The following is a 23,716-nucleotide window of genomic DNA, read 5'->3' on the forward strand; positions in this document are numbered from 1 at the left end:
CCGTGATTTGTCGTGAGACCGGATTACCGGACAGCAGCCCATAGGCGCAAGGCCTGAGAGGTCTCGGCAACGTCATGAGCGCGAATGATCTGCACGCCCTGAGACAATCCTGCCAGTGCCACCGCAATTGATCCCGGCGCGCGGGCGGTCTTGTCAGATTCCTGTCCGATTGATCCGATGAACCCCTTACGAGATACGCCCAGCAGGATCGGGCAGCCCAACCCGTGAAACAAGCTTAGATTGCGCAGCAATGTCAGGTTGTGATCTTCAGTCTTGCCGAACCCGATCCCCGGATCCACGACGATCAGATCGCGGCTGAGGCCCAAACCTTCCAGCAGTGCAATCTGGGTTTCGAGAAAGTCGTAAACATCCAGTAGAACATTGCCGTATTGGGGATTGTCCTGCATCGTTGCCGGATCGCCCTGCATGTGCATAACACAAACCGGCGCGCGCTGGGCGGCACAAAACGGCGCGAGTTCGGGATCGAATGTGAAGCCCGAGACATCATTCACCAACCCCGCCCCGGCCTTGCACGCGGCTTTGGCCACGCTGGCTTTGCGGGTGTCGATAGAGATCAGAACACCGGTTTCTTCCCGAATTGCATCAATCAAGGGGCAAGTACGAGCGATTTCTTCGTTCTCTGGCACGAACTTAGCGCCCGGACGCGTCGACTCTCCGCCGATATCCAGAATGGTGGCCCCGTGGGACACCATATCAGCCGCAGAAGCGCGAGCGGCTGCGACAGAATTGTGAACCCCACCGTCAGAGAAACTGTCCGGCGTCGCATTGAGAATGCCCATGATATGGGGGGTGTTCATATCCAGACCAGAAACCGCAGGTCGTGTGCTGGTCAAACGGTCCAACATCGCTTTGGGAACGTCCGAAGCGACCGCGACTTCTGGCGCAGCGTTATGCCGAAACACTTCGACATGGGTGAACCACAGGGATTGCCCCGCCAACGGAAACGCGCCGGCAGGGCGCGTTGGGCCATGCTGAACCAGCGGTCTGTAATAGGTGCTCACAGATTAGCCTGATCCACTGCAACAGCGCGCAAGGGCGTCTTGGGCTCTTTCGGCAAAGCGCCGCCGATCACCATTATTTCGCTCGCTTCAAAGGTTGCCGCAAACCATGCGGCCAATGCGACGGCGTCTGACGGTGCTGCCGATGGGCCATCAACAGCATCCAAAACAATCTTGGACGGGGCCCAGACGCAGATCTGACCATTCTTCATCGCCCAGTCCAGCTCGGTTCGGGTTGAGACCACCACACAGCGATGATCCCGCGCCGCCAGAACCCACGCGTTCTGTTCGATTGCCAGCAGATTAATCCGGCGCTGCGTCATCGCGTGGCCAGTTTGCGGCGCGGTCAGTTCCGACGCACCGACACACAGGATCAGTGGGCGCTGGCGGTTTTCCAACTGGTCGATCCACCCGGTCAGATTATCCGAAGCAATGGCTTCGTTCGACAGGAATACCAATCGGGGGTGCGGGCGCTCTTCTTCAATTACGTCATGATGGACGGAGTCTTTTCCACGCACGATCTCAACGCCCAAGGCGCCCGGGCCGCGATCCAGTTTTTCAATGCGAACAAAAACCCTTACGGCCTGAGGTTCAAGCAAAATACGTTCAGCCACACGCGCTGCCAACGTCTCAAGAAGGTTCAGACGTTCAGCCGCCAGTTCATAGGCGATGGATTCTGTCACCCGGTCATAAGACAGGATGCGATCCACATCGTCGTCAATCGGATCAGTCAAAGGCCGGACTTCAACCACGATATTGAAACAAATCCGCTGTGTCGTTCCCCGCTCAGCCTGGAACGCACCTATTTCAACTTCGACAGTATGATCGCGAAGCGAAATGCGATCCAGCGGCCCTCGGGGGGACGTCGCCTCGGACCGTTCGGACGGGTGCGCAAATGCCAGGCGGATTTCAGAACTCATGGGTCAGGCCTTTTTGGGCTCATTGGGATATTTGCCCATTATAGGCAGTCCGTGGGCCTATAGCATCTTAACAAACGCCATTCCAACCGCCGATTGCGGCGTTAGGAAACCCGAAACCAGCTCATCATGCCGGCTGCGGCATGTCCCAACATATGGCAATGCAGCAACCAGTCGCCCGGATTATCAGCAACCAACGCGATCTGTCGGGTTTCACCGCGCTCGACCAAAACGGTATCTCGCCAGGGGCCAAGTGAGCCGTCACTCAGGATCAAGCGGAAATGGTGCCCGTGCAAGTGCATCGCATGCGGGAAGGCGGATTCGTTCACAAACTCAATCCGGTGAAGGCTTCCTTTTTCGGCATCCAGAAACGGGTCAGAGGGACGTTCGGCATAACCGTTCAACGCCCAGAACCGACCCAGCTGCGCCAATTCCCGCCCTGTCAGTTCAGCCCCTCCAAGCTTGGCACTCTCCAACCACCGCATGGCCCCGCCCTGCAATACCATTCGGTGCAACGGCACTGATTGGTACTTCCCAATTTCTGGCAAAGGGTTAGACGGCAATGCTACAGCGTCCACTCTGGACGTGTTCGCGGCGGTGCCGCCAATCTCGAAACGAACGAGGCCAAATGCACCATCCCGTTCGACACTGACCAAGCTTGCCGTACCTTTTTCACCTGTGACATCAACAAGAAGATCGGCACGCTGTGCAGGCGCCAGCGGCAAGGTTCCCGACAGCTCCAGAGGGTTCTCCAACGGCATACCGTCCAAAGCAACAATCCACCCCGAAAGACCATCCAAATCCAAATCGTAAATCCGGGCATTGGAAGAGTTAATCAGGCGAAGCCGCAAACGTTCGTTACGCCGAACGGAAAACACCGGATCAAACACCCCGTTTACGGTGACGATGTTCCCAAGGCGGCCTGCATGGCTCAGATCATGGCCATTGTCGAAATCATCCGTAATCTGAGCGGTTTCAGGGTCGAGTCGCCAGTCATCCAGCATCAGTACCAGGTCCTGATCGACATCTGGCGCTGCTGCCTCTTCAACGATCAACGGCCCGTAGAGACCGCGTGCGACCTGCTCCATTGACCGGTTGTGCGCGTGATACCAATAGGTGCCCGCGTCCGGAACAACAAAGTCGTAATCGAAGGTTTGGCCCGCCTCAACCGCGTCCTGGGTCAAACCGGGCACCCCATCCATGACGTTGTCTATTCGGATACCGTGCCAATGGATCGAAGTTGGTTGCGGAAGCTCGTTCAACAGCCTGCGTTGAACGCGTTCGCCCTGCTTGACCCGCAACTCTGTTCCGGGGATCGAACCGCCATAGCTCCAGACTGTTGTTTCCGGAAACCCCTGAGGCGCGACAAGTTGCTTGGACACGCGCGCCTCGAGCAACGGAACACTTGCTCGGGCAGGAAACGTCAGCAGCGAAACAGCCGCAGCAGTTTGCAGAATTTGTCGCCTGTTGAAATTCATTGCGGGCCTCCTGGCCCGCAATATAAACTGCAATTCGCTCTGCGCCATCAAGCTTCCAGCGCAGGTGCGTCAATCAGTTGCTCGCCGTCCGATAGTTGTGGCGGTAAAAAATGTGCACACCGATCCGCGCAGTCTGTTTATAGACACGTGACCACGACGGACGAACCGCTGTCGTGTGGTAGTGCGTCGCCCCTTCAGTCAGCTCTTTGGCAACACCATCAATGGCCGCCCGAGCGACCTTGGACACGCGCTCATAGGCCCTTTTCTCATGGATGACTTCCTTTTGGCCATCGCATGTGTACGTAAACTGGCACTGATATTTCTTGCCAGTGCCTTGACGGATCACGCCACACAGAGAATTCGGAAAACGGCCGCTCTTGACCCGGTTCAGGATGACCTCGGCCACGGCGAATTGGCCGCGAACACTTTCACCGCGCGCTTCAAAGTACAGCGCTTCGGCCAGGCACTTCCAGTTTTCGTCACCGGTTGCAGTGGGTTGCTGGTCAAGCCAGTCCTTGGAATAAGACACTTCGACAGGTTTAGCCACCTTTCGGGGCTGGAACAATTTGAAGTAGTCACGAAAGCTTTGCGCCGGCAATTCGTTGCGGGCGACAAGTTCTTGTTTTGCAGTATCAGTTGCTTCCCTCTCAGCAAAGGACGCACTCGGCAGCACGGCTGCCGCCAATGTGGCAACAGCCAGAATATAACGTAGCATCAGATAACCTCGCACAGGCACTTCACGCGCCATACCCTCCCCCGGCGGGCGCGACGAGGCTGATACCCCAGTTCTACGCAAAGGTCCAGTATCTCGGAAAATGCAAGTGGAAAACCGCCCGTAGCGAATGATTTTTTCGCTTACGAGTGACCTGATAACCCACTAATCCTTGGGTTTTTCGGCTCTGTCAACCCCCAAGTCTGGACGAAATTGCCAGTTGAGCGGCAGCCAGCCGAGCGACCGGAACCCGGAACGGAGAGCATGACACATAGTCAAAACCCAGATCTCGACAAATGGCGATTGATTCGGGGTTTCCGCCGTGTTCACCACAAACCGACAGGGTCACATCGGGTTTCGCGGCACGACCACGCTCAGCTCCAAGCTTCAGCAGTTCCCCCACCCCGTCCGGGTCAAGAACATGGAACGGATCTTCTCCAAAGACACCCTGGCGCACATATGCGGACATGAAACGGCCTGCATCGTCACGGGACAGACCATAAGTCATTTGCGTCAGGTCATTTGTCCCGAAACTCATGAATGCGGTCTGCGGTGCAATCTCTTCTGCGCGCAAACAAGCGCGCGGGGTCTCGACCATGACGCCCAACCGATATTCAAATTCCTGCCCCCGTTCAGACGCAACCGCAGCAGCCACGGTATCGATGCGAGATTTGACCAGTTCAACTTCTCGTTTCGCAGACACCAGCGGGATCATCACTTCGGGCACAACCGGGGCGCCATTTTCTCTGGCATCAAGCGTGGCTTCAAAGATCGCGCGCGCTTGCATGTCATAGATCTCGGGCACCGTGACGCCCAGACGAACACCACGCAAACCCAGCATCGGGTTGTATTCGCTCATTGCATCAACCCTACGTTCAACGTCGGAAACCGGCAAATCCAGCGCCTCGGCCAGTTCACGCTGACCGCTGCGCGTGGTCGGTAGGAACTCGTGCAACGGCGGATCAAACAGGCGGATGCAGACAGGTTTCCCTTCCATGATCCTGAACAGCTGAACAAAGTCTTCGCGCTGCATCGGCAGCAGCCGCTCAAGCACGGCTGCCCTGCCCGAAGACGTTTGCGCGAAAATCATTTCCCGCATCACGATTAGACGACCGGGATCAAAGAACATATGCTCGGTCCGGCACAAACCGATCCCCTGCGCTTCGAAGTTGCGGGCCGTCTGTGCATCAGCGGGGGTGTCGGCATTGGCACGGATGTCAATATCACGCTCGGCGTCGGCCCAGCCCATCAGCGTCTGGAAGCAATCATCAAGAGCTGCCTCAAGCATAGCGGGCTGGCCAGCCAGAACCTGCCCCGAGCTGCCATCGATCGTCAGAACGTCACCCGTTTTGAAAACGCGCCCATCCGGTGCGGACAACATCTTCTTTTTCGTCTGAAAACGCATCTCAGAAGCGCCGACGATACACGGCAAACCAAGCCCACGACCGATCACGGCCGCATGGCTGGTCATTCCACCTTTTTCAGTCAGAACGGCAACAGCCGCATGCATCCCGCGCACGTCCTCGGGTGAGGTTTCGCGGCGGACAAGGACACAGGCTTCGCCCCGCGCGGCACTGGCCTGAGCCTCAGCTGACGTAAACACGATCTTGCCGGTAGACGCGCCCGGGCTTGCGCCGATTGCGGTTGTCAGAACATCGCGGCGTGCTTCTGGATGGACCTGCCGGTGCAGAAGTTCGTTCAACGCGTGAGGGTCCACCCTCATCACTGCTTCTTGCGGTGGAATGATCCCGTCTTCGGCCAGACGAACGGCAATCCGCATCGCCGCGCGCGATGTTCGCTGGACCCGGACACCATCCAGAATATGCACTTTCCCGTTCTGAATAACGAACTCGACCTGCATCTCTTCGCGCAGTTTTTCGCGCATCAGCGCGGCCTGAGATTTGACCTCGGCGAATGCATCTGGCGCCACCTCTTCAAGCGACGGGCCGCGCGGGTCTTTTTCCAGAAACAGGGCAGCCACATCTTCGCCCAGCGCGTCCCGGCCCTGACTTTGGCTCAGGTAACGGCCTGTGATCTGAGGTATTCCAGTCGCGGAATCGACCAGTTGCAGTACACCGGACCCGCACTCCCCCTGCCCGACACCCGGGATCATCTCCTGAATGACAAGCCCAAGACCGGCATCAGCCGGGGCGCCCTTGGCCTGCCGCAACAGGCGTGCAGATGTCCCATCCCATGCACGGGCCATTGAGCGCAAAACGCCGATCAGCTGCTCACCCCGGTCCTGCGGGAAGGCCTCATCGGTTTCATCTTCATAAGCGCGCAGGGAATGGCGCAGCCCTTCGCTGCCATCCATATCAATGTCGTCGAACACATCTGCGTCCAGACGTGCCACGTGGATCGCATGACTTTGAACGAACCTTAGATACAGCGCCGCAGCAGCCTCCGCCCCCATGGTATCGGACAGGTCCACATAACGTGCATCATTCATACCGATGTTCAGAACTGCGCCGGGCCCACCCCAATCGGGATCTTCGGAACTGGGCCGAACACAGAGCAAGGACGCGGGATCGAATTGCTCAAGGATCGCCGCAAGGTTTGGAACTTCGCCTTCCGCAATCTGATGGACCGCGTCAAACGACAATGCGACAGTCCGAGGCACCGGCAAGTCCAGGCGGACCAGACGTTGCAGGCATTTGGCTCGCCCACCATGCGTATGAGCCGTGACAGGCGCGTCGGATGTAATGAGCGTGGTATGCGGATTATTCTGCACTGCAGCACCTTTTGATTTGAGTGCAGCATAAGCGCTTGCGCCCTTCGTGCAAGGGCGTTGTGGACACGCAAAGCCGCGTGCCCGGTGTTTTATCCTTCGATCCGGGAAAGATCGGCCACGCTGGAACAGACCTGCCGAATCTGGCTGAGAAGGTTCAGGCGATTGCGGCGGAGAATGTCGTTGTCGGTGTTGACCTGTACATCCTCGAAAAACGCATCCACCGGTCCGCGCAGCTCGGCCATCGCGGCCACGGCTGCCGGGAAGTTTTCTGATTTCAAAGCCGGATTGATCTGAGCCTGCGCAGCATCCAATGCCGAGAACAATGCCTTTTCGCTGTCCGTCTCGGCAAATTTCACATCTGCACCATAAGAGTACTCAACGCCGTCCTTGTCTTCGGCCTGAGTCAGAATGTTGTTGGCACGTTTAAAGCCCTGCACGAGGTTCTCGCCGTTTTCGGTCGCAATCACCGTGTTCAGAGCACGGGCGCGTTTGACCAGCAGGTTGAGATCGTCATTGCCCTCCATTGCGATGCACGCGTCGATGATGTCGTGGCGGATACCTTCATCACGCAGGAACACCTTGAGGCGGTCATGGAAGAACGAAAGCAGGTGAGCTGGGGCCGAAGAGATGATCGCATTGGCCGCTTCAACCTGATGAGCCAGATCATGCACGCGTTTCGCAGCAGCTTCGGCAACCTCACCCGTAGCCTGCGCCTCCTTTGTCTTGGCCTCCAACACAGCAGCTTGCCATTCCGGCAGTTTCAACAGTGAACCCAGCGCTGTCGCGAATGTTTGGTTAAGAGGCAACCGAAGATCATTGGTCAGGATCAATCGGATGACACCAAGCGCGGCGCGTCGCAGCGCATACGGGTCCTTTGAACCGGTTGGCTTTTCGTCGATCGCCCAGAACCCGGTTAGCGTGTCCAGCTTGTCAGCCAGCGCCACGGCTACCGAAACCGGCGCGGTTGGCACGTCATCGGACGGACCCAGAGGCGAATAATGCTGTTCACTGGCTTGGCCTACCTCAGCAGGCAGATCAGCCGCATTGGCATAATAGCGCCCCATAAGCCCCTGAAGTTCCGGGAATTCATACACCATCTCTGACGACAGATCCGCCTTACAGCCCTGCGCAGCCAACATTGCCAATGCCGGATCGGCTGAAACTGCCGGTGCCAGCTCGTGCGCCAGCGCTGCAATACGGTTTACCCTTTCCCCCTGCGAACCCAGTTGCGCGTGGAAAGTGACCGCATCCAGCTTATTGACCCACGGTTCAAACCCATCGGATTTGACGATACGCAGATCGTTCTCCCAGAAGAACTTTGCATCCGCCAGACGCGCTGACAAAACCTTTTGATTGCCTGCCAGAATGGTCGCGCCGTTATCGGCGGTTTCACGGTTGGCAACCGTGATGAACCGTTCAATCCGGCCCGTTTTGGGATTACGGACCGAGAAAAACTTCTGATGCTCCTTCATCGAGGTCTGGAGAACCTCAGGCGGCAAGCTGAGGAATTCTTCGTCAATCTGGCCCATCAGAACAACAGGCCATTCAACCAGACCGGCGACCTCGGCCAACAGGCCCTTGTCGTCGACCACTTCCAAACCGGCTGCAAAGGCCATGTTCTCAGCGTCGTTCCAGATATGCTCGGAACGTTCATCGGGCGACAGCACCACGAAAGCGCGTTTCAGCTTGGCTGCATAATCCTCGAACGATGTAACCGAAAACCTGTTGGGGGCCATGAAACGGTGGCCAGCGGTCGTGTCGCCAGAGGAGATGCCGCCGACTTCCATTGGCACCACTTGTGCGCCGGTTTCATCCGTCAGGATGCAGAGGATTGAATGCAGCGGACGCACCCAACGCATGATTCCACTGCCCCAGCGCATGGATTTCGGCCATGGGAAATTGCGAATGGTGGCGTCCAGCACTTCAGCTATGATTTCGGCAGCGGGGCGGCCCGCTTTTTCAATGGTGGCGAAATAAACCGCGCCTTTGGGTGTCTCACGCTGCTCCAATTGATCGCGGGTCAGACTTGCGCCCCGCAGGAATCCTTCAATCGCCTTATCCGGCGCACCAACCTTTGGCCCTTTACGCTCTTCTCGGACCGTGGGGCTTTCAGCCAGCAGACCCTCGATCGCCAGCGTCAGACGGCGGGGCGTGGTCAGGGCGGCAGCGCTTGCATAGGTCAAACCGGCCTCGACCAGACCATCGGTAATCCGCTTTTTCAGATCCTCACCGGCACGGGCTTGCATCCGTGCAGGGATCTCTTCGGAAAACAGTTCGATCAGCAGGTCGGGCATTGTCGGTCCTTAGAAATTGACGATCGTCTGAATGACGATGGCATTGGCGATATCCACAAAGAAGGCGGATACAAGGGGCAGCACGATAAAGGCAATAGGCGAAGGGCCATATCGCTTGGTCACGGCTGTCATATTTGCAATCGCGGTGGGTGTCGCCCCCAAGGCAAAGCCGCCAAATCCGGCAGCCAGCACAGCAGCGCGGTAGTTCGACCCCATGACCGGAAACAGTACCCACAGAACAAACAGCACCGCAAAGAGGGTCTGTGCGGTCATGATCACGGCGATCGCCAACCCCAGCTCAGCTATGGTCCAGAGCTGCAGGCTCATGAGTGACATCGCTAAAAACGCGCCCAGTGCAAATTCCGAGATCAGAGCCAGCGACGGTGTGCGCGAGACTTTCGGAGCTCCGGGAAAAACCGCGTCACGCAGATTTGCGATCACAATGCCCATAATCAGGCAGGGTACGAACAGTGGCAGTTTCAACCCCGCCGCTGATATGGCCTCACTCAGAATGTATCCCGAGATGATGGCCAGGTTCAGATAAAGCAAAACGCGCATGATGGTCAGATGATCGATGCGGGCCATATGCCCATCATCTTCGTCCGGCAATCCGACGCTGTGTTCTTCTTCCGGACGACTGGGGGTCAGGCCGCGCCCTTCCACCAAAAGGCGCGCAATTGGTCCACCAACAAGCGCGGCAAGAACCAGCCCCAATGTGGCGACGGCCACACCCAGTTCTGTCGCGCCGTCAAGTCCGGTTGCTTCCGCCACATCCGGAGCCCAGGCAATGGCCGTACCATGCCCGCCAATTAGCGACGCCGATCCGAACAGCACACCAGCTTGTGCCGGATAACCAAACATCGCCGCCCCGGCCGCACCGATCACGTTTTGAAAGACAATCGTCACCAGTGTCAAAATCAAGAGCAAAAATAATGGCTTGCCCCCCGCGATGAGGTCGGAAAGCCGGGCATTCAAACCTATACCGGCGAAGAACAGAACCAGCAGAAAATCTCGGGCCGCCAGACCAAAAGATAGTTCAACGTCGAATAACAGATACAGCAGCAAAACAAGCAGCGAAGCCAGCAATCCGCCCGTCACCGGCTCGGGGATATTGAAGTTGCGAAGGGCCGCGACCCGGGCGTTGATCTCGGCTCCGATCAGATAGACCGCAAAGCCCAGCGTGGCCGTCAGGAAATCCGGGATTTCAATGACATGGCCCACTTGATGCTCCTTTAGTTATCCGGCCGCGTTGGGCATTCTTCGCCCACGACAGTTCCGTCATAGGCCTTTTCACCGCAATTGTTCAACGCATGCCAGACATATCCCTTGCCATCCGTTGTAATCGCCACAATTCGATCCACGCCGAAGTGGATATTCTTAGCACCCAGAAACGCCTTTGCCTGGCCGGATTTCAGCGCGTCGGCCAGCGTAACGGCATCGTAGCAGTCGAACCAGCCCGGCGCGATCAGTGGCTCGGGGTTTTCGACCGGGACAAACCCGGTCATCTGATCCGGCTTCAGATCAGTTTCAAAACAGCCGCGATAGCGGATCGGAGAGCTGTCCGCGTCAATCGCCTGAAATCCCGAATAGGCAATCGGGGCAGGCACACCGCCCTCTTCTGTCATAAGGGCCACATCCTGGCCGGACTGCGGCTCGACCTCATAATAAAAGCCGTAGATCTGCAAATAATACATTCCGACCCCGGCCACCACGGCCGACAGCAACAGTACAATTGCCAGAAGTTTTCCCGTCATCTTTTAGGCCGCCCCTTTCAAGTTCTTGTAAAATAGGACAGGTTTCATGCACGCACAGGCAGAAACGAGGTCAACACGATGGAATCCACTCTTGCCGTCGGATTTTTCGGCGCATTGTTTGCGATCATGAACCCGGTTACCAATCTGCCGGTTTTTCTGAGTGTCACTCAGGACCTGCCCTCCGCAGATCAGCGCAAGGTTGCGGTGAAGACGGTGATCTATTGCCTGATCCTTGGCGGTGCCTTTGCTTTGGTCGGCAGTCAGGCCCTTGGTCTTTTTGGCATCAGCGTTAATCACTTGCGCGTCGCTGGTGGCCTTGTTGTCATGATGATCGGCCTGAACATGCTGAACGGAAACGAAAGCACCTCTCACCACGGAACGAAGGGGGAAAAAGAAGCTTACCCCGAACCCGACACAGTGGCCTTTTACCCGTTGGCCTTTCCCATTCTGGTAGGCCCCGGCACGATCACTACGCTGATCCTGTATGCGCACCAGGTCAAGACGCCAATCGAAGCTTTTGTTTATGCGGGAGTATTTCTTGCCGTGGTCGGACTTCTTCTGGTCACGTTCTGGAACGCCGCCTGGCTGGCTGAACGCCTGTCCGACAACGCCCGCGTGATCATGAGCCGATTCATGGGTATGATCCTTGCGGCCATCGCAGTCAGCATGATCGCAGACGGCCTGAAAGCACTGTTGCCGGGACTGGCCTGATTGCCCCATCAGGATGTAAGCCCGGCGGCCTCGGTCTGCACAAACGCATCCGCACATTGCTTGGCCAGTGCACGCACGCGACCAATATAGGCCTGCCGCTCGGTGACTGAAATCACGCCCCGTGCATCCAGCAGGTTGAAGATATGGCTGGCCTTGATGCACTGGTCATAGGCCGGATGAGCCATAATGATACGCTTTCCGGTCTTTGGATCCTCATGCGCCTGCGCCAGAATGCTGGTGCACTCCGCTTCGGCCTCTTCGAAATGGCGCAGCAGCACCTCGGTGTTCGCAACGTCAAAATTCCAGCGGGCGTATTCCTCTTCGGTTTGCTTGAAGATATCGCCATATGTCAAAGGGCTGGGTGACTGCGGATCGTTGAACGGCATATCCATGACGTGGTCAATACCAAGCACGTACATCGCCAGACGCTCAAGACCATACGTCAGCTCGCCTGAAACCGGGGTACAGTCATGGCCCCCAACCTGTTGGAAATAGGTGAACTGGCTGACTTCCATTCCGTCGCACCAGACCTCCCATCCCAGGCCCCATGCCCCCAGTGTCGGGCTTTCCCAGTCATCTTCGACAAACCGGATATCATGCAGGTCCATGTCGACACCGATCGCTTCGAGGCTGCCCAGATACAGCTCCTGAAGATCCGGCGGACTGGGTTTGATCAGCACCTGATACTGGTAATAATGCTGCAACCGGTTCGGGTTCTCACCATAACGGCCATCCGTGGGACGACGCGACGGCTGAACGTAAGCCGCAGCCCAGGCTTTTGATCCCAGCGCGCGCAGAGTTGTTGCGGGATGGAACGTCCCTGCCCCGACTTCCATGTCATAGGGTTGCAGAATCGCGCAGCCTTTTGACGCCCAATAGGTCTGAAGCCGCAGGATGATCTCCTGAAAAGAGCGCAGTGCGCTGGTCGGATCGGTCATGACATTCCCTCTGGACACTCTTGCGCCCGGTTCCGGTCGGTTTTGCCCTTCCTATGCAAGGGGCCAAGGGGCGTCAACGGGGCTTTGCCCTACGGCTGTAACTGCGCGGCCACACCACAAATTCCCCGTATTCGCAGCATGGTATTTGGTGTGCAAAATCGCGTACCCTGCGCCAAAGCACGAACACTGCATAACACGGGCAGACAATGACACGCGTATTTTCAACAATCCTATTGTTTCTTCTGGTCGGCCTGCGTGCTGCAACCGCGCAGCAAGACCCCGGCGTCTGGGTTCAGGTCGAGGCTCAGCCCTCGCTGCGCGAAGCGCAGGAACGGGCGCAATCCTATTCCAGCGTCCTACCGGACGTGAACGGATTCCGGCTTAACAGCGGCTGGTATGCAATCGTGATCGGTCCCTATGCGCGCACCGACGCAGAACAGGTGCTGCGCGTTTACCGGGCCGAAGGGCAGATTCCACGCGACAGCTATATCGCCTTTTCCAATGCGATGGGACAACAGTTCTGGCCCGTTGGAGCAAATGTCCTGAACCGAGGCACCGTTGCGGCCCCCATTGAACCCCAGGCACAACCCGAAGACACGGTGGCGACCGTTACGCCCCAGAATTCGGGTGAATCCCGTGCGCAGGCGCTTCAATCCGAACGCCTGCTGACCGCACAGGAACGCAAGGACCTGCAAACGGCATTGCGCGCCGAAGGTTTTTACAACTCCACCATTGATGGTGCTTTCGGGCAAGGAACCCGCCGCTCGATGAGCGATTGGCAGCGTTTCAACGGATACGAGGCCACGGGCGTTCTGACCACATTGCAGCGCAAGGCTTTGATTGATGAGTATAACGCGCCGCTGATCTCTGTCGGCATGGCGCAGTATTCTGACGACAAGGCCGGGATAGTGCTCGACATGCCTTTGGGCGCTGTAAACCTTGACCGGTATGAGGCCCCATTCGCGCATTTCAACAGCACCTCGGACTTGAATGCCAAGGTACTTCTGATCAGCCAGGATGGCGATAAAAACACGCTGCGCGCTCTTTTTGAGGTCATGCAGTCACTTGAGATCGTTCCGCTGAACGGCCCTCGTGAGTTGGGCAGAGACCGGTTCACCCTTGAAGGGCGCGGTAACGGCGTTGTGTCCTTTACTCAGGCGCGTTTGACGGACGGCAAGATCAAGGGGTTCACTCTGGTCTGGCCTGAAGGGGATGAGGCACGCCGACTGCGTGTTCTGGCGGCGATGACATCCAGCTTCAGCGCGACGGATGCGGTTTTGGATGCTGCCACCGGTGCTGATGCAGAACAGCGCATTGATCTGGTGTCAGGCCTTCAGGTCCGTAAACCCCGGTTGTCGCGCTCCGGGTTCTTCGCAGATGAGAGCGGAACGGTTCTGACGGTGTCCGAGGCCGCGGACAACTGCACCCGGATCACTCTAGAGGGCGATCAGGAAGTTCAACTGGCCCTGACGGATCAGGATCTTGGCGTCTCGGTCCTGCGGCCCGCGCAAACACTCGCCCCCATGGGCGTTGCTGCATTCAGTGCTGCCAAACCGCGCATCCAGTCGGAAGTGGCCGTGTCTGGATTCTCTTATCAAGGTGCGTTGGGCGGCCCTTCGCTGACTTTTGGGCAGATCGCTGATGTCCGCGGCCTGAACGGCGAACCGGGCATCAAACGTTTGGCCCTGAACGCGCAACCCGGTGATGCCGGTGGCCCAGTATTCAATGACAGCGGCAATGTGGTCGGGATGTTGTTGCCCGCACCGTCCGAAGGACGCACCCTGCCCGCGTCGGTCAGTCTGGCGGCAACTGTCGATCGGTTGACCGAAATTCTGGCAGAAGCCGGTGTCTCTGGTCAGTCGAGTGAGGAAACCACGCAGATCTCACCAAACGAACTGAACCGGCGCGCGACCGGCATGACGGTTCTGGTTCACTGCTGGGATTGAGCCAAGAACAGATCACAGAAGAAAGCGCCGCAAAATTTTGCGGCGCTTTTTCCTTACAGAATGTCCGGCGTGACGTGGATCAAAGTCGGTACTGGCGCATCGAAAGCGGCCCGAACGGCGCTCTGCATCTCTGTCACATTCGAGGGTGATGAGGAAAGCGCGCCAAAAGCTTCGGCCAGCTTACAGAAGTCCGGGTTATGTGCCATGACTGCATTCGGAGCGATCTGGCTGCGCACCATACTGTCTTCGATTTCTTTCAGCTTGCCGTTGTCCCAAAGAATGATCGGCAAAGACAATCCCAGTTCAACCGCCACCCCAAGTTCCTGCATCGTATATTGGAACCCATAATCTCCGGCGATAACTGCCGTAGGCTTACCGTGCCGTGCTACGGCGCCGCCGATTCCGGCTGGCAACCCATACCCTAGGGTGCCAAATCCTGTCGGATGATGCCAGTGATGAGGAAAGGCCATGTCCCACACCTCTTTCGCGACATAGGCGATCTGGGTCATGTCCGAATAGATCATGGTGTCGGCGGGCATGGCTTCGCGCAAAGCGTCAGCAATCGGCACAATTCCGGGCCGTTCTGCATCCACCTCGGCCCGCCAGCGCGCGCGTGCTTCGGCCACCTCCTCGGGCGACCATCCGGTTGCTGGTTTCATGTCCTCAGTCGCCTGCCACAAGGCGCGAGCAAAGCTCTGGCTGTCAACTTGCACCTTGATTGCAGCGCGGTGGTGATCGGACAGGACCTCGGGATCGAGATCGACGCGTATCAACGTCGCCTGATGTCCCAATTCCCGCCGCCACAAATCGACTTCACCCAGCTCGGCACCGACCGCGATCACCAGATCGGCCGAGGCTATGACCTCGGTACTGCCGGGACGCGGCAACATGGACCCGAAGTCCAGCGGATAGTTCGCCCCCGGCAGCCCGCGCCCGGCGTAGGTCGTAAAACAGGCAGCCCCAAGCTGAGTCAAAATCTGCCGCCAATCGTTGGATTTGCAGCCGCCACCCAGAATGAACAGCGGCCTGCGCGCAAGGTTCAACATGGACACGACCGATGACACGTCAGGCGGCAACGCCTTGGTCCGCAACGCGGGCTGGTTAGGGAACAGAGCGGGCTCAGCCTCGGCCTCCAACTGCGCGATTGGCACTTGAATGTGTTTGGGCCGAGGGCGCGACAACTCGAACTCTTCGAATGCACGCTCTACCAGCCCATACGCGGCCTTGGCGGAATTGGCTTGCGCCGACCAATCTGCAACCGTTCCGGCCGCTGCGCGCTGACCTTTCATCTGGTGCAACTGACCGCGTAGGGCCTGCGTTTCATCAAGACAGGATGACAGCACCAGCATCGGAACCGAGTCGCTGTAGGCCTGACCCACCGGAGTCATGATGTTGCACAAACCAGGACCGGTGATCACATAGGCTACCCCCGGCTGACCTGTCGCGCGCGCAAACCCGTCGGCCATGAATCCAGCGCCCTGCTCATGCCGCGCCAGAACATGGGTAATTCCCGCCTCTTCGATGCCACGATACATTTCCTGATTGTGGACGCCGGGAATGCCGAAAATCACATCCACACCACGATCCTTGAGCATATGCGAGATTTGCGCGCCAAGGGGTCTTTTCATCAGCCTCTCCAGAATTGAACTGTGAAGATTGCGTATACGGCCAACAGCTCGAGCCGCCCAATCAACATTCCGATTGTCAGCAGCCATTTGGCCGTGTCGCTGAGACCCGCGAAATTACCCGCCGGTCCGATTTGATCCCCCAGGCCCGGGCCGACATTGGCCAGTGCTGTTGCAGCCCCGGACACGGATGTGATGAAATCCAGACCCGTTAGGGCCAATGCCCAGGATAACACGCCCATCGACAGAACGAAGAACATGAAAAAGCTCATCACTGATGTCAGAACATCCCGCCCCACTGGCCGCCCGTCGTAAAGCGGCATGAAAACACCATGCGGAGACCTGATCCGTTTGATCTGGGTTTTGATAGATGCAAACAGCAACTGGTACCGGAAAATCTTGATCGAGCAGGCCGTCGACCCCGCGCAGCCACCGATCAGGCCGATCAGGAAAAACAGCATGACCGGAAAACTGCCCCATCCCATGTAATCGACACTGGCATATCCTGTGCCCGAGATGATCGAGGTTATGTTGAACAAGGATTCCCGAAAGGCCTGCTCCCAATGATGTGGGAAGACCAACGTCAGAAAGACGGTCATCATTACAACCAGCACCAGAACGGTGGCAAGAAAGCCCCGGATCTGACTGTCCTCCCATAACGACGAAGTGTGGCCATTGGCAAGCTGGACGTACCGCACGAAAGGAAGCGCGGCCAGGATCATGAACACTGCAGCCGCGTATTCCACCGGGCCGGAAAAGGTCGCGAAAGAGGCGTCGTAATTGGCAAACCCGCCAGTCGCGATTGTTGTCATCGAGTGGACCATGGCGTCAAAAAAGTTCATTCCGAATCCGGCATAGACCAGCAAGCAGACAAGGGTCAGAAAGACGTAGATCAAGGAAATCTGTCCTGCGATCTCTTGCGCGCGCGGCAGGATTTTCCCCATGGTTTCAAAACCCTCCGAGCGGAAGATCTGCATGCCGCCGACCCGCAGTTCCGGCAGGAACACCATCGCGACCACAATGATACCGATACCCCCCAGCCATTGCAGGATACCACGCCACAGCAAAAGCCCTCGCGGCAGCGTGTCTAACCCGGATATTACGGTCGAGCCTGTTGTTGTAAGCCCTGACATCGCCTCGAAATAGGCATCGACAAAGCGCAGTTCGGTTTCACCGAACAGAAACGGAATTGCCCCGAAAACGGGCAGCGCGACCCAGACGCCAGTTGTCAGCAAAAAGGTCTGCCGAATGGTCAGCCCCTCGCCCACGCCGTTGGAACAGCTCATCGCCAGAACTGACCCTGTCAGCATCGTGATGATTGCGCTTTCCAGGAACACATGCCATTCGCCACGCCCCTCGACAAGGTCTGCGAGCATAGGAAACAGCATGGTCGCCCCAAGAATGGCGACCAGCAAGCCAATCACATATCCGACCGGGCGAAGATCCATCATGACGCGCAGCGTTGGCGCGCCAGCCCGACCGTGTCAAGCAGATGATCCCGGTTTACGTGTCGGTTTTGGTATCTGCCCCCGGCATCGCGGGTGGTTTGGACGGCGTGCGAGATTTGCGCGCCTGAGGTTTTGGCTGTTCGACGGCCGGTGCTGGCTTTGCCGGTATTGCAGTTGGCGCAGGTTTTGCCGTGGCAGCCTGTCGGCGCGAAGTAGGCTTCGCGCGTTCAGCTACCGTTTTTTCGGCTACTGCAGGTGCCTTGGTATTACCCGCAACGGCCTTAGCAGGAGCAGCTTTGGTCGGTGTCGATGTGGATGTTGCTACTTTAGCGGGAGATAGTTTGGTAGACGCCGTTTTCACCGGGGTAGACTTACGCGCAACCGGTTTTGTGGTTTTGGTCGCAGGTTCTACCGGCTTAACGGCGGGTTTGGCCTCGGCAACAGCTGCTGGATTGGCTTTCACAGGTGTCGCTGAAACTGCCCTGGGCTGCGCGGTAAACTCGACCGATTTGGCTACTGGCTTTGCTGGCGCAGCTTTTTGTGGTGACTTTTTCCTGGCCGAAACCGGGGCAACGGCGCGTTTGGCCCGCGGCGCGGCTGGTTTGGGCTGTGCCGCACGTTTCTGAGCCTGCTTTTCAACGACAGGCGCCGGAGTTGATGCTGCCAGATGCAGCGCATGGACAGGAACCATCGGCAGCTCGAGCGCCGACCGGGTCATGATCTGCATGATCTTCATCTGGTTGACCACAGCGTAGCCGGCCATGCGAAACGCTGCAGCTTGAAACTCCAGCGGTTGGGTAATCGGATTCATTACATGTTTCTCCTGTAAAAACGAAGCAGCCCGAACATTGATGGTGAACTATCCTGCCCGTTCCGATTGCTCGGACGGTGTTCGAGGTCTTGCAGTCCAAGGCGTCTCACGTCTCGGCTTCCTTTCGGGGCGGCACACCTTTTGGAATACAGGCGTGCGGCAGCTGCATTCCGCTTAACGATACATCAATAAACTGCGCAGTTGCAGCGGAAATGCTGCATTGCGGCGAAAGAACGCTGATGCATGAAATCTCTGGTTAAATTACAGGCGCTTACCAGAGGGTTCTTTCACCCAACGTGAAACAAGGTGGTAAACAACCGAGGGTCCAGACTGGATGCCGCGAAGGTTGGGCCTTCGGTTAGAATCGACACTGCATCATGGCTGTGCAGGCTTTCCTGATGGCTGGCGACAACACGGAAATCACCGACATGATGATCTGCCAGCAATTCAGCGCAGAACAAACGCGCCGCATCTTCAACAAAGATCGGATTGGCGGCATTCAACTCTGCAAACGCCTGTTCGTCTTCGCGTTTGACCATGACCTGCGTTTCGGTCGGGACTGCACGTCGGCATAGCGCAATCAGGTCTTCAAACCAAAGACAGTCTGCATCACAATCCACAACTACAGAAATCCGGGCGACGGATCGTTGTGAATGCGGTGTCGCCAATTGCCCCCGCATGGATCGGGCATGTTCACTCAGTTCCAGCGAGCACGGGCAGGTCGAGGAATAGACGTAGTCCAGATGCATGATCTTCTGGCGCACGCCGCCTTGTTCAACAAGTTCCAGAGCGATGTCGTAATACTGATAACCTTCCAGCCCCGACCGCAGGCTTTTGATCTTGTCCGGGTAGGAAAACCGCATCTGGATGCGGGCGTCAAAGCTGTCCAGATCGGTCATGTAGTCGTTAAGCGCCGCCTCCATGACCTCGAAACTGAACGTACGTTCGGCATGCTTGTAAAACGACCGCATGATCCGGGACATATTGATGCCCTTTTTCTCGGCCTCAAGGCTGACTGTGCCGGTGATCGACGTCTCAAGCGACAGATCGTCCCCATCCTTCCGATGGAACCGGATTGGCAGGCGGAAATTCGAAATACCAACATGCTGAATCTGCTGCTTTGCCCCACGGATCAAACTGGACGGACCGTTTTGCAAATCCGGCAAAGACGCGCGGTACTCCGCATCGACGATAAAATCATCGGTGTATTCTCGCGAAAGCGAAGGATAATTCACCAAAGACGGGCCCGGGACAAGACGCGAAATGGCCGGATCCAATTGACTGATTTCAGACGCAGTCGCCGATTGCGCCCATTGCCGCAGAACTTTCAGGGCCTCGGCGGCTTTTTCCTGATCCGGGGTATCGTCAATGTCGCGCGGGTGAACGTTCATCAGCTGCGGTTCCTCGATTGGTCGTCGGAATATATACGACTGCAGGTCTTTTACCAGTCTAACCCGATACGCGGGCAATAGCAGTCCGGATCGAAAAAACCGGCGTAAAACCGTCATTCTGCAACGAATTGCGCCCTAAATAGGCGGAAAAGCCAGACGGCAGACCCGAGAGCCAGCCGAAGAACGCCACATGCAAAGGCCGAGCAAGTACCTCGCGAACGGCCAAAGTCCCCGAACGACCACAAGACGTTCGGGGCGCACGAGATTACTTCTGCGAGACCTCTAATGCCTGCTGAATGTCGGACAACAGATCCCCGGCATCTTCCAGACCGACGGAGAAACGGATCAGGCCCGGAGTAATCCCCAACTCGTCTTTTTGCGCGTCGCTCAGACGCTGGTGCGTCGTGGTCGCGGGATGCGTCGCAATCGACTTGGCATCGCCCAGATTGTTGGAGATCACGGGAATGGTCATCGCATTCAGGAAGGCAAAAGCCGCATCCTTGCCGCCCTTGATATCCAGAGACAGAACAGTCCCGCCTTTCCCGCCAAGCTGAGATTGAACAAGGGCGTTTTGCGCGTGGGTCTTCAAACCAGGGTAGAGGGTACGTTCCAACGCCGGGTGCCCTTCCAGCGCCTCTGCGATCTTTTGCGCGCTTTCGGCCTGAGCGTTGACGCGCAGCGCCATGGTTTCCAGACCTTTGAGCATGATCCAGGCGTTGAACGGGCTTAGCGCGCCACCGGTGTGCTTCAGATACGGCTCGACGGTTCCTCGGATGAAATCCTTGGTGCCTATGATGACGCCGCCCAGCGCACGGCCCTGTCCGTCAATGTGCTTGGTTGCCGAATAGACAACAACGTCCGCGCCCTGTTCGATCGCGCGCGAGAAGACCGGGGTCGAGAACACGTTGTCCACCACGACAATGGCACCAACAGCATGGGCCAGTTCCGCCACCGACGCGATATCGATCACTTCCAGCGTCGGGTTTGACATCGATTCGAAGAATACTGCCTTGGTCTCCGGACGAAGCGCGGCCTTCCATTGCTCCAGATCGGTGCCGTCCACAAAGGTCACATCCACACCAAAACGGGTCAGGATGTTCTCTACAATGTAAAGACAGGACCCGAACAACGCCTTGGCCGACACGATATGGTCGCCTGCCTTCAGCATCGAGGTCAGCGCACCGTTGACGGCAGCCATGCCCGATGCTGTGGCAAAAGCGTCCTCGCCCCCTTCCAGCGCGGCAATACGCTGTTCGAACATGGACACGGTCGGGTTGCCGTAGCGGGCATAGATGAACTCATCCGGGCCGCATTCCAGAAACCGGGCTTCGGCCTGTTCTGCGTTGTCGTAAACGAAGCCCTGCGTCAGGAAAATTGCCTCGCTGACCTCGTTGTACTGACTGCGACGGATACCGCCGTGGACGGCTTGGGTGCGTTTGTTCCAGTTCTCGCTCATCTCATTCCTTTCAGCCTCCGGTGGAGGCAAACAAAAAACCCCAGACGCGGCCAAGCGAAAGGGGTCTTTCATCCTGACCTTTTAGCGGTGTTGTTTAGCGTGGCCCGCAATCCGGTAACAAATCGCCACGTAGCTCTGCGCTGCCATACGCCTCGGGCCGCTGCAGGTCAAGTCCGTGCTTGGTTCTGTCACGCTTTCGTAACCGCCTCTTGCCGATCCGGCAGAAAGTCGCATGATCCCGAAGATACGGAGGAGACATGACCAACCTAATCGATCTGTATTTCTGGCCCACGCCGAATGGCTGGAAAGTATCCATCGCTTTGGAAGAAATGGAACTGCCCTACACCACCCATCTGATCAACATCGGCAAGGGCGACCAGTTCGATCCGGAGTTTTTGAACATCGCGCCCAACAACCGGATGCCTGCCATTATTGATCCTGACGGCCCGGACGATGCGCCGATCTCGGTGTTCGAAAGCGGCGCGATCCTGATGTATCTGGCGCGCAAAACAGGGCAGTTCTACGGCGAAACTGAACGGGACCGCATCTCGGTCGAGGAATGGCTGATGTGGCAGATGGGCGGCGTTGGGCCGATGGCAGGTCAGGCGCACCACTTCCTGAAATACGCCCCGCAACTGGACCCGCCGCAAGACCTGCGCTACCCCAAAGACCGCTACCGGGCTGAGGTCGGGCGCCTATACGGCGTGCTGGATCGCAGGCTGGCCGAAAACGAATACGTCGCAGGCGATTTCTATTCCATCGCGGATATGTCGATCTGGGGCTGGGCGAGCCTTTGGGAAGGTCAACAGCAGGTGCTGGAAGACAAACCCCACTTTGCCCGCTGGTTGGAATCGGTTAGCGCTCGCCCCGGCGTTCAGGCCGGTCGTGCGTTGCATGCAGAGTTACGGGGAGATCACAGGGACAAACAAGCGCAGGGTGTGTTGTTCAAGCGGTGATTGCAATTCAAAAGCCGCCCTGAGGCCACAATGATCATCTGCCGCTGGCTCTTTGACTAAAACAAGGTCTGTTAGCGAAACTGGAATTCTGGCTCCGCTGGGAACCGCATCGGCTTGCCTTTCCAGTGCCCATTGCGCAGCGCCGCAGATTTCCTGCTATCAACGCGCATCCGCGCTGTCAGGACAAATGCCGCTTGCCCTTGCCGTGTTCCTGCTTTCTTAGCCGCTCCGGCGGATCGTTCTGCCGTGCCGAAAGGCAACCCATCCGTTTTTTCCGACCGCGCCGAACGAAAGTTCGGAACCGAGTTCTGATTTCGATTCGTTTCTGTCCCCAACTGCGTCATCTCGTTGTCTTTCAACTGCTGCAGTTCTGAGAAGTATGTTTTTGCAATCCCAAGGTGTCTGCGCTCGAAAGAGTATGCACTCAATGCCTCTTCGATCATTCTGGCGGTGTGTACATATCCCTGTGAGCGCGTGACCTCCGAAAGTTCAACAAGATGATCGGAGATCCGGCTCTCATCCCGCCATTCGGTTTTTACGAGCGATCCATGTTGTGTTACGTCGGGCATCCGGACTGACTCTGAGAAGAAGTTGAGTAGTGCGCAATCAAGCCTGAGCTCTGACGAAGGCCGACGCGCCAAGATGCTTGCCAGTACCCGCCCGTCATCGGAGAGTCGACCAACCGGCGTCAAAGTGGCGGAAAAGCGCCTCTGATCCGCACATGGATCAAGTGGAACAAATTGATGCTCCTTGGCATGGATTTCGCGGTGGCATAGCGGCAGGCAAGTGTCTGCAATGTCATGTCCAGGATTTTTCGATGCGGTCCAGGCGATTAGGTTGATCTTGTCGGTGTGGCCTGCGTTGACAAATCTGACACGATGGACATCTCGGGATACGCGTGTCGCGCTATGGGAAAGCAAAGGCGTCCGCCATGGATCATTGTTTGAGCTTCTCTGAGTTTCCTTAACTGGAGCCTTCGACTGCACGCCGTTGGCGTGGTGTTTGGGACCGGCAGCGATGATCGTCACTGTTTTGGCGGATGCCTTGAATAACAGGCCACGGATGGCCCGCTTGTTTCAAAGCGTAGTCCGAGCGATCTTGGCCAGACGAGTAAAGACCACGCGGGGGTACTCGACCGGCAATCGTTGCTTGCAGCGATGAAAGAGCAGCAATGGCCGTGCCCGCCACTCTGACCATCGGCCCTGAAGCTGCGCCAGCATTTATAGGGGCTGTCGGCATCTCGGATCAGTTTGGTCGCGACATTTGTATAATGTGCGGGTGCGCTCACCTCTTCGGCGTTGAACGTCACTGGATGTTTCTTGGTTCTGTACGGAAGTGCAGGCATTTCTTCGTCTCCGGTCGCTTGCCTCGCGGGTCGAAATGGAAACGCAGCCCAATAAGCCACATGTTGTAAGTCGATGGCGCAACCTTCGTGTTCACCATATAAAGCCGGTAGGCGCGCAAGTCATCGGCGGTCGCGGTGTCCGGTGATCGACCAATAAACTCGACAAGATATCGAATCGACCGGT

The 23,716-nt window shown here is 57.3% G+C and carries 18 protein-coding genes and 1 riboswitch; of the genes, 3 read left to right on the top strand and 15 right to left on the bottom strand.

Going from position 1 to position 23,716, the window contains the following annotated elements; translation table 11 throughout:
- Nucleotides 1–23: 23 nt before the first annotated feature.
- From folP to Q0816_RS00200, 8 genes are all read right to left on the bottom strand, one after another.
- Nucleotides 24–1,022 (bottom strand): dihydropteroate synthase, encoded by a 999-nt coding sequence (folP, locus tag Q0816_RS00165; protein WP_298846056.1) that lies wholly within the window; start codon nucleotides 1,020–1,022, stop codon nucleotides 24–26.
- A complete protein-coding gene (locus Q0816_RS00170; RefSeq protein WP_298846060.1) occupies nucleotides 1,019–1,939 on the bottom strand; it encodes a dihydroneopterin aldolase in 921 nt (306 codons plus the stop codon). Before Q0816_RS00170 ends, folP begins: the two co-directional genes overlap by 4 nt.
- 101 nt (nucleotides 1,940–2,040) lie before the next feature.
- Entirely contained in the window at nucleotides 2,041–3,414 is a 1,374-nt protein-coding gene (locus Q0816_RS00175; protein WP_298846064.1) for a multicopper oxidase family protein, read from the bottom strand.
- 73 nt (nucleotides 3,415–3,487) lie between these two features.
- Nucleotides 3,488–4,162, bottom strand: coding sequence for a cell wall hydrolase (locus Q0816_RS00180; RefSeq protein ID WP_298846067.1), 675 nt, complete (start codon nucleotides 4,160–4,162; stop codon nucleotides 3,488–3,490).
- Between the two features lie 154 nt (nucleotides 4,163–4,316).
- Complete coding sequence (locus Q0816_RS00185) at nucleotides 4,317–6,857, bottom strand: putative PEP-binding protein (RefSeq protein ID WP_298846070.1); 2,541 nt, start codon at nucleotides 6,855–6,857, stop codon at nucleotides 4,317–4,319.
- A gap of 89 nt (nucleotides 6,858–6,946) precedes the next feature.
- Complete coding sequence (gene glyS / locus Q0816_RS00190; RefSeq protein ID WP_298846073.1) at nucleotides 6,947–9,151, bottom strand: glycine--tRNA ligase subunit beta; 2,205 nt, start codon at nucleotides 9,149–9,151, stop codon at nucleotides 6,947–6,949.
- Nucleotides 9,152–9,160: 9 nt separating this feature from the next.
- Nucleotides 9,161–10,372 carry a sodium/glutamate symporter gene (gene gltS, locus Q0816_RS00195; RefSeq protein ID WP_298846076.1) on the bottom strand — a complete coding sequence of 404 codons (1,212 nt, stop codon included), beginning with the start codon at nucleotides 10,370–10,372 and terminating at the stop codon, nucleotides 9,161–9,163.
- A gap of 11 nt (nucleotides 10,373–10,383) precedes the next feature.
- Nucleotides 10,384–10,905, bottom strand: a complete 522-nt coding sequence (locus tag Q0816_RS00200) for a DUF6446 family protein (protein ID WP_298846079.1) — start codon at nucleotides 10,903–10,905, stop codon at nucleotides 10,384–10,386.
- 78 nt (nucleotides 10,906–10,983) lie between these two features.
- Here Q0816_RS00200 and Q0816_RS00205 point away from each other — a divergent pair, with 78 nt between their 5' ends.
- The gene (locus tag Q0816_RS00205; protein ID WP_298846082.1) at nucleotides 10,984–11,616 is read left to right on the top strand and encodes a MarC family protein; all 633 of its coding nucleotides are present in this window, start codon (nucleotides 10,984–10,986) and stop codon (nucleotides 11,614–11,616) included.
- Between the two features lie 8 nt (nucleotides 11,617–11,624).
- Here the strand turns inward: Q0816_RS00205 and Q0816_RS00210 are convergent, their stop codons facing one another.
- Entirely contained in the window at nucleotides 11,625–12,554 is a 930-nt protein-coding gene (locus tag Q0816_RS00210; RefSeq protein WP_298846085.1) for a glycine--tRNA ligase subunit alpha, read from the bottom strand.
- A gap of 206 nt (nucleotides 12,555–12,760) precedes the next feature.
- Here Q0816_RS00210 and Q0816_RS00215 point away from each other — a divergent pair, with 206 nt between their 5' ends.
- On the top strand, nucleotides 12,761–14,500 hold the full coding sequence (locus Q0816_RS00215) for a serine protease (RefSeq protein WP_298846088.1): 1,740 nt from the start codon (nucleotides 12,761–12,763) through the stop codon (nucleotides 14,498–14,500).
- A gap of 53 nt (nucleotides 14,501–14,553) precedes the next feature.
- On the opposite strand, the gene Q0816_RS00220 is transcribed toward Q0816_RS00215, so the two are convergent.
- From Q0816_RS00220 to metZ, 5 genes are all read right to left on the bottom strand, one after another.
- Nucleotides 14,554–16,128: a thiamine pyrophosphate-binding protein gene (locus Q0816_RS00220; protein ID WP_298846091.1), complete on the bottom strand. Its 1,575-nt coding sequence runs from the start codon at nucleotides 16,126–16,128 to the stop codon at nucleotides 14,554–14,556.
- Entirely contained in the window at nucleotides 16,128–17,576 is a 1,449-nt protein-coding gene (locus tag Q0816_RS00225; protein ID WP_298846093.1) for a TrkH family potassium uptake protein, read from the bottom strand. Before Q0816_RS00225 ends, Q0816_RS00220 begins: the two co-directional genes overlap by 1 nt.
- 52 nt (nucleotides 17,577–17,628) lie before the next feature.
- Nucleotides 17,629–18,384, bottom strand: a complete 756-nt coding sequence (locus Q0816_RS00230) for a hypothetical protein (RefSeq protein ID WP_298846096.1) — start codon at nucleotides 18,382–18,384, stop codon at nucleotides 17,629–17,631.
- Between the two features lie 287 nt (nucleotides 18,385–18,671).
- Entirely contained in the window at nucleotides 18,672–19,775 is a 1,104-nt protein-coding gene (gene folE2 / locus Q0816_RS00235; protein ID WP_298846099.1) for a GTP cyclohydrolase FolE2, read from the bottom strand.
- 265 nt (nucleotides 19,776–20,040) lie between these two features.
- A complete protein-coding gene (gene metZ, locus Q0816_RS00240) occupies nucleotides 20,041–21,231 on the bottom strand; it encodes an O-succinylhomoserine sulfhydrylase (RefSeq protein ID WP_298846102.1) in 1,191 nt (396 codons plus the stop codon).
- Nucleotides 21,232–21,292: 61 nt separating this feature from the next.
- A riboswitch (SAM riboswitch) is annotated at nucleotides 21,293–21,370 on the bottom strand.
- A gap of 118 nt (nucleotides 21,371–21,488) precedes the next feature.
- Between metZ and Q0816_RS00245 the strand changes: the two genes are divergently transcribed.
- On the top strand, nucleotides 21,489–22,187 hold the full coding sequence (locus Q0816_RS00245; RefSeq protein WP_298846105.1) for a glutathione S-transferase N-terminal domain-containing protein: 699 nt from the start codon (nucleotides 21,489–21,491) through the stop codon (nucleotides 22,185–22,187).
- Between the two features lie 71 nt (nucleotides 22,188–22,258).
- On the opposite strand, the gene Q0816_RS00250 is transcribed toward Q0816_RS00245, so the two are convergent.
- Nucleotides 22,259–23,215, bottom strand: coding sequence for a hypothetical protein (locus tag Q0816_RS00250; protein ID WP_298846108.1), 957 nt, complete (start codon nucleotides 23,213–23,215; stop codon nucleotides 22,259–22,261).
- Nucleotides 23,216–23,716: the final 501 nt, after the last annotated feature.

It is taken from the genome of uncultured Ruegeria sp. (assembly GCF_947497005.1).
In the GTDB taxonomy this organism is placed as follows: Bacteria; Pseudomonadota; Alphaproteobacteria; order Rhodobacterales; family Rhodobacteraceae; genus Ruegeria.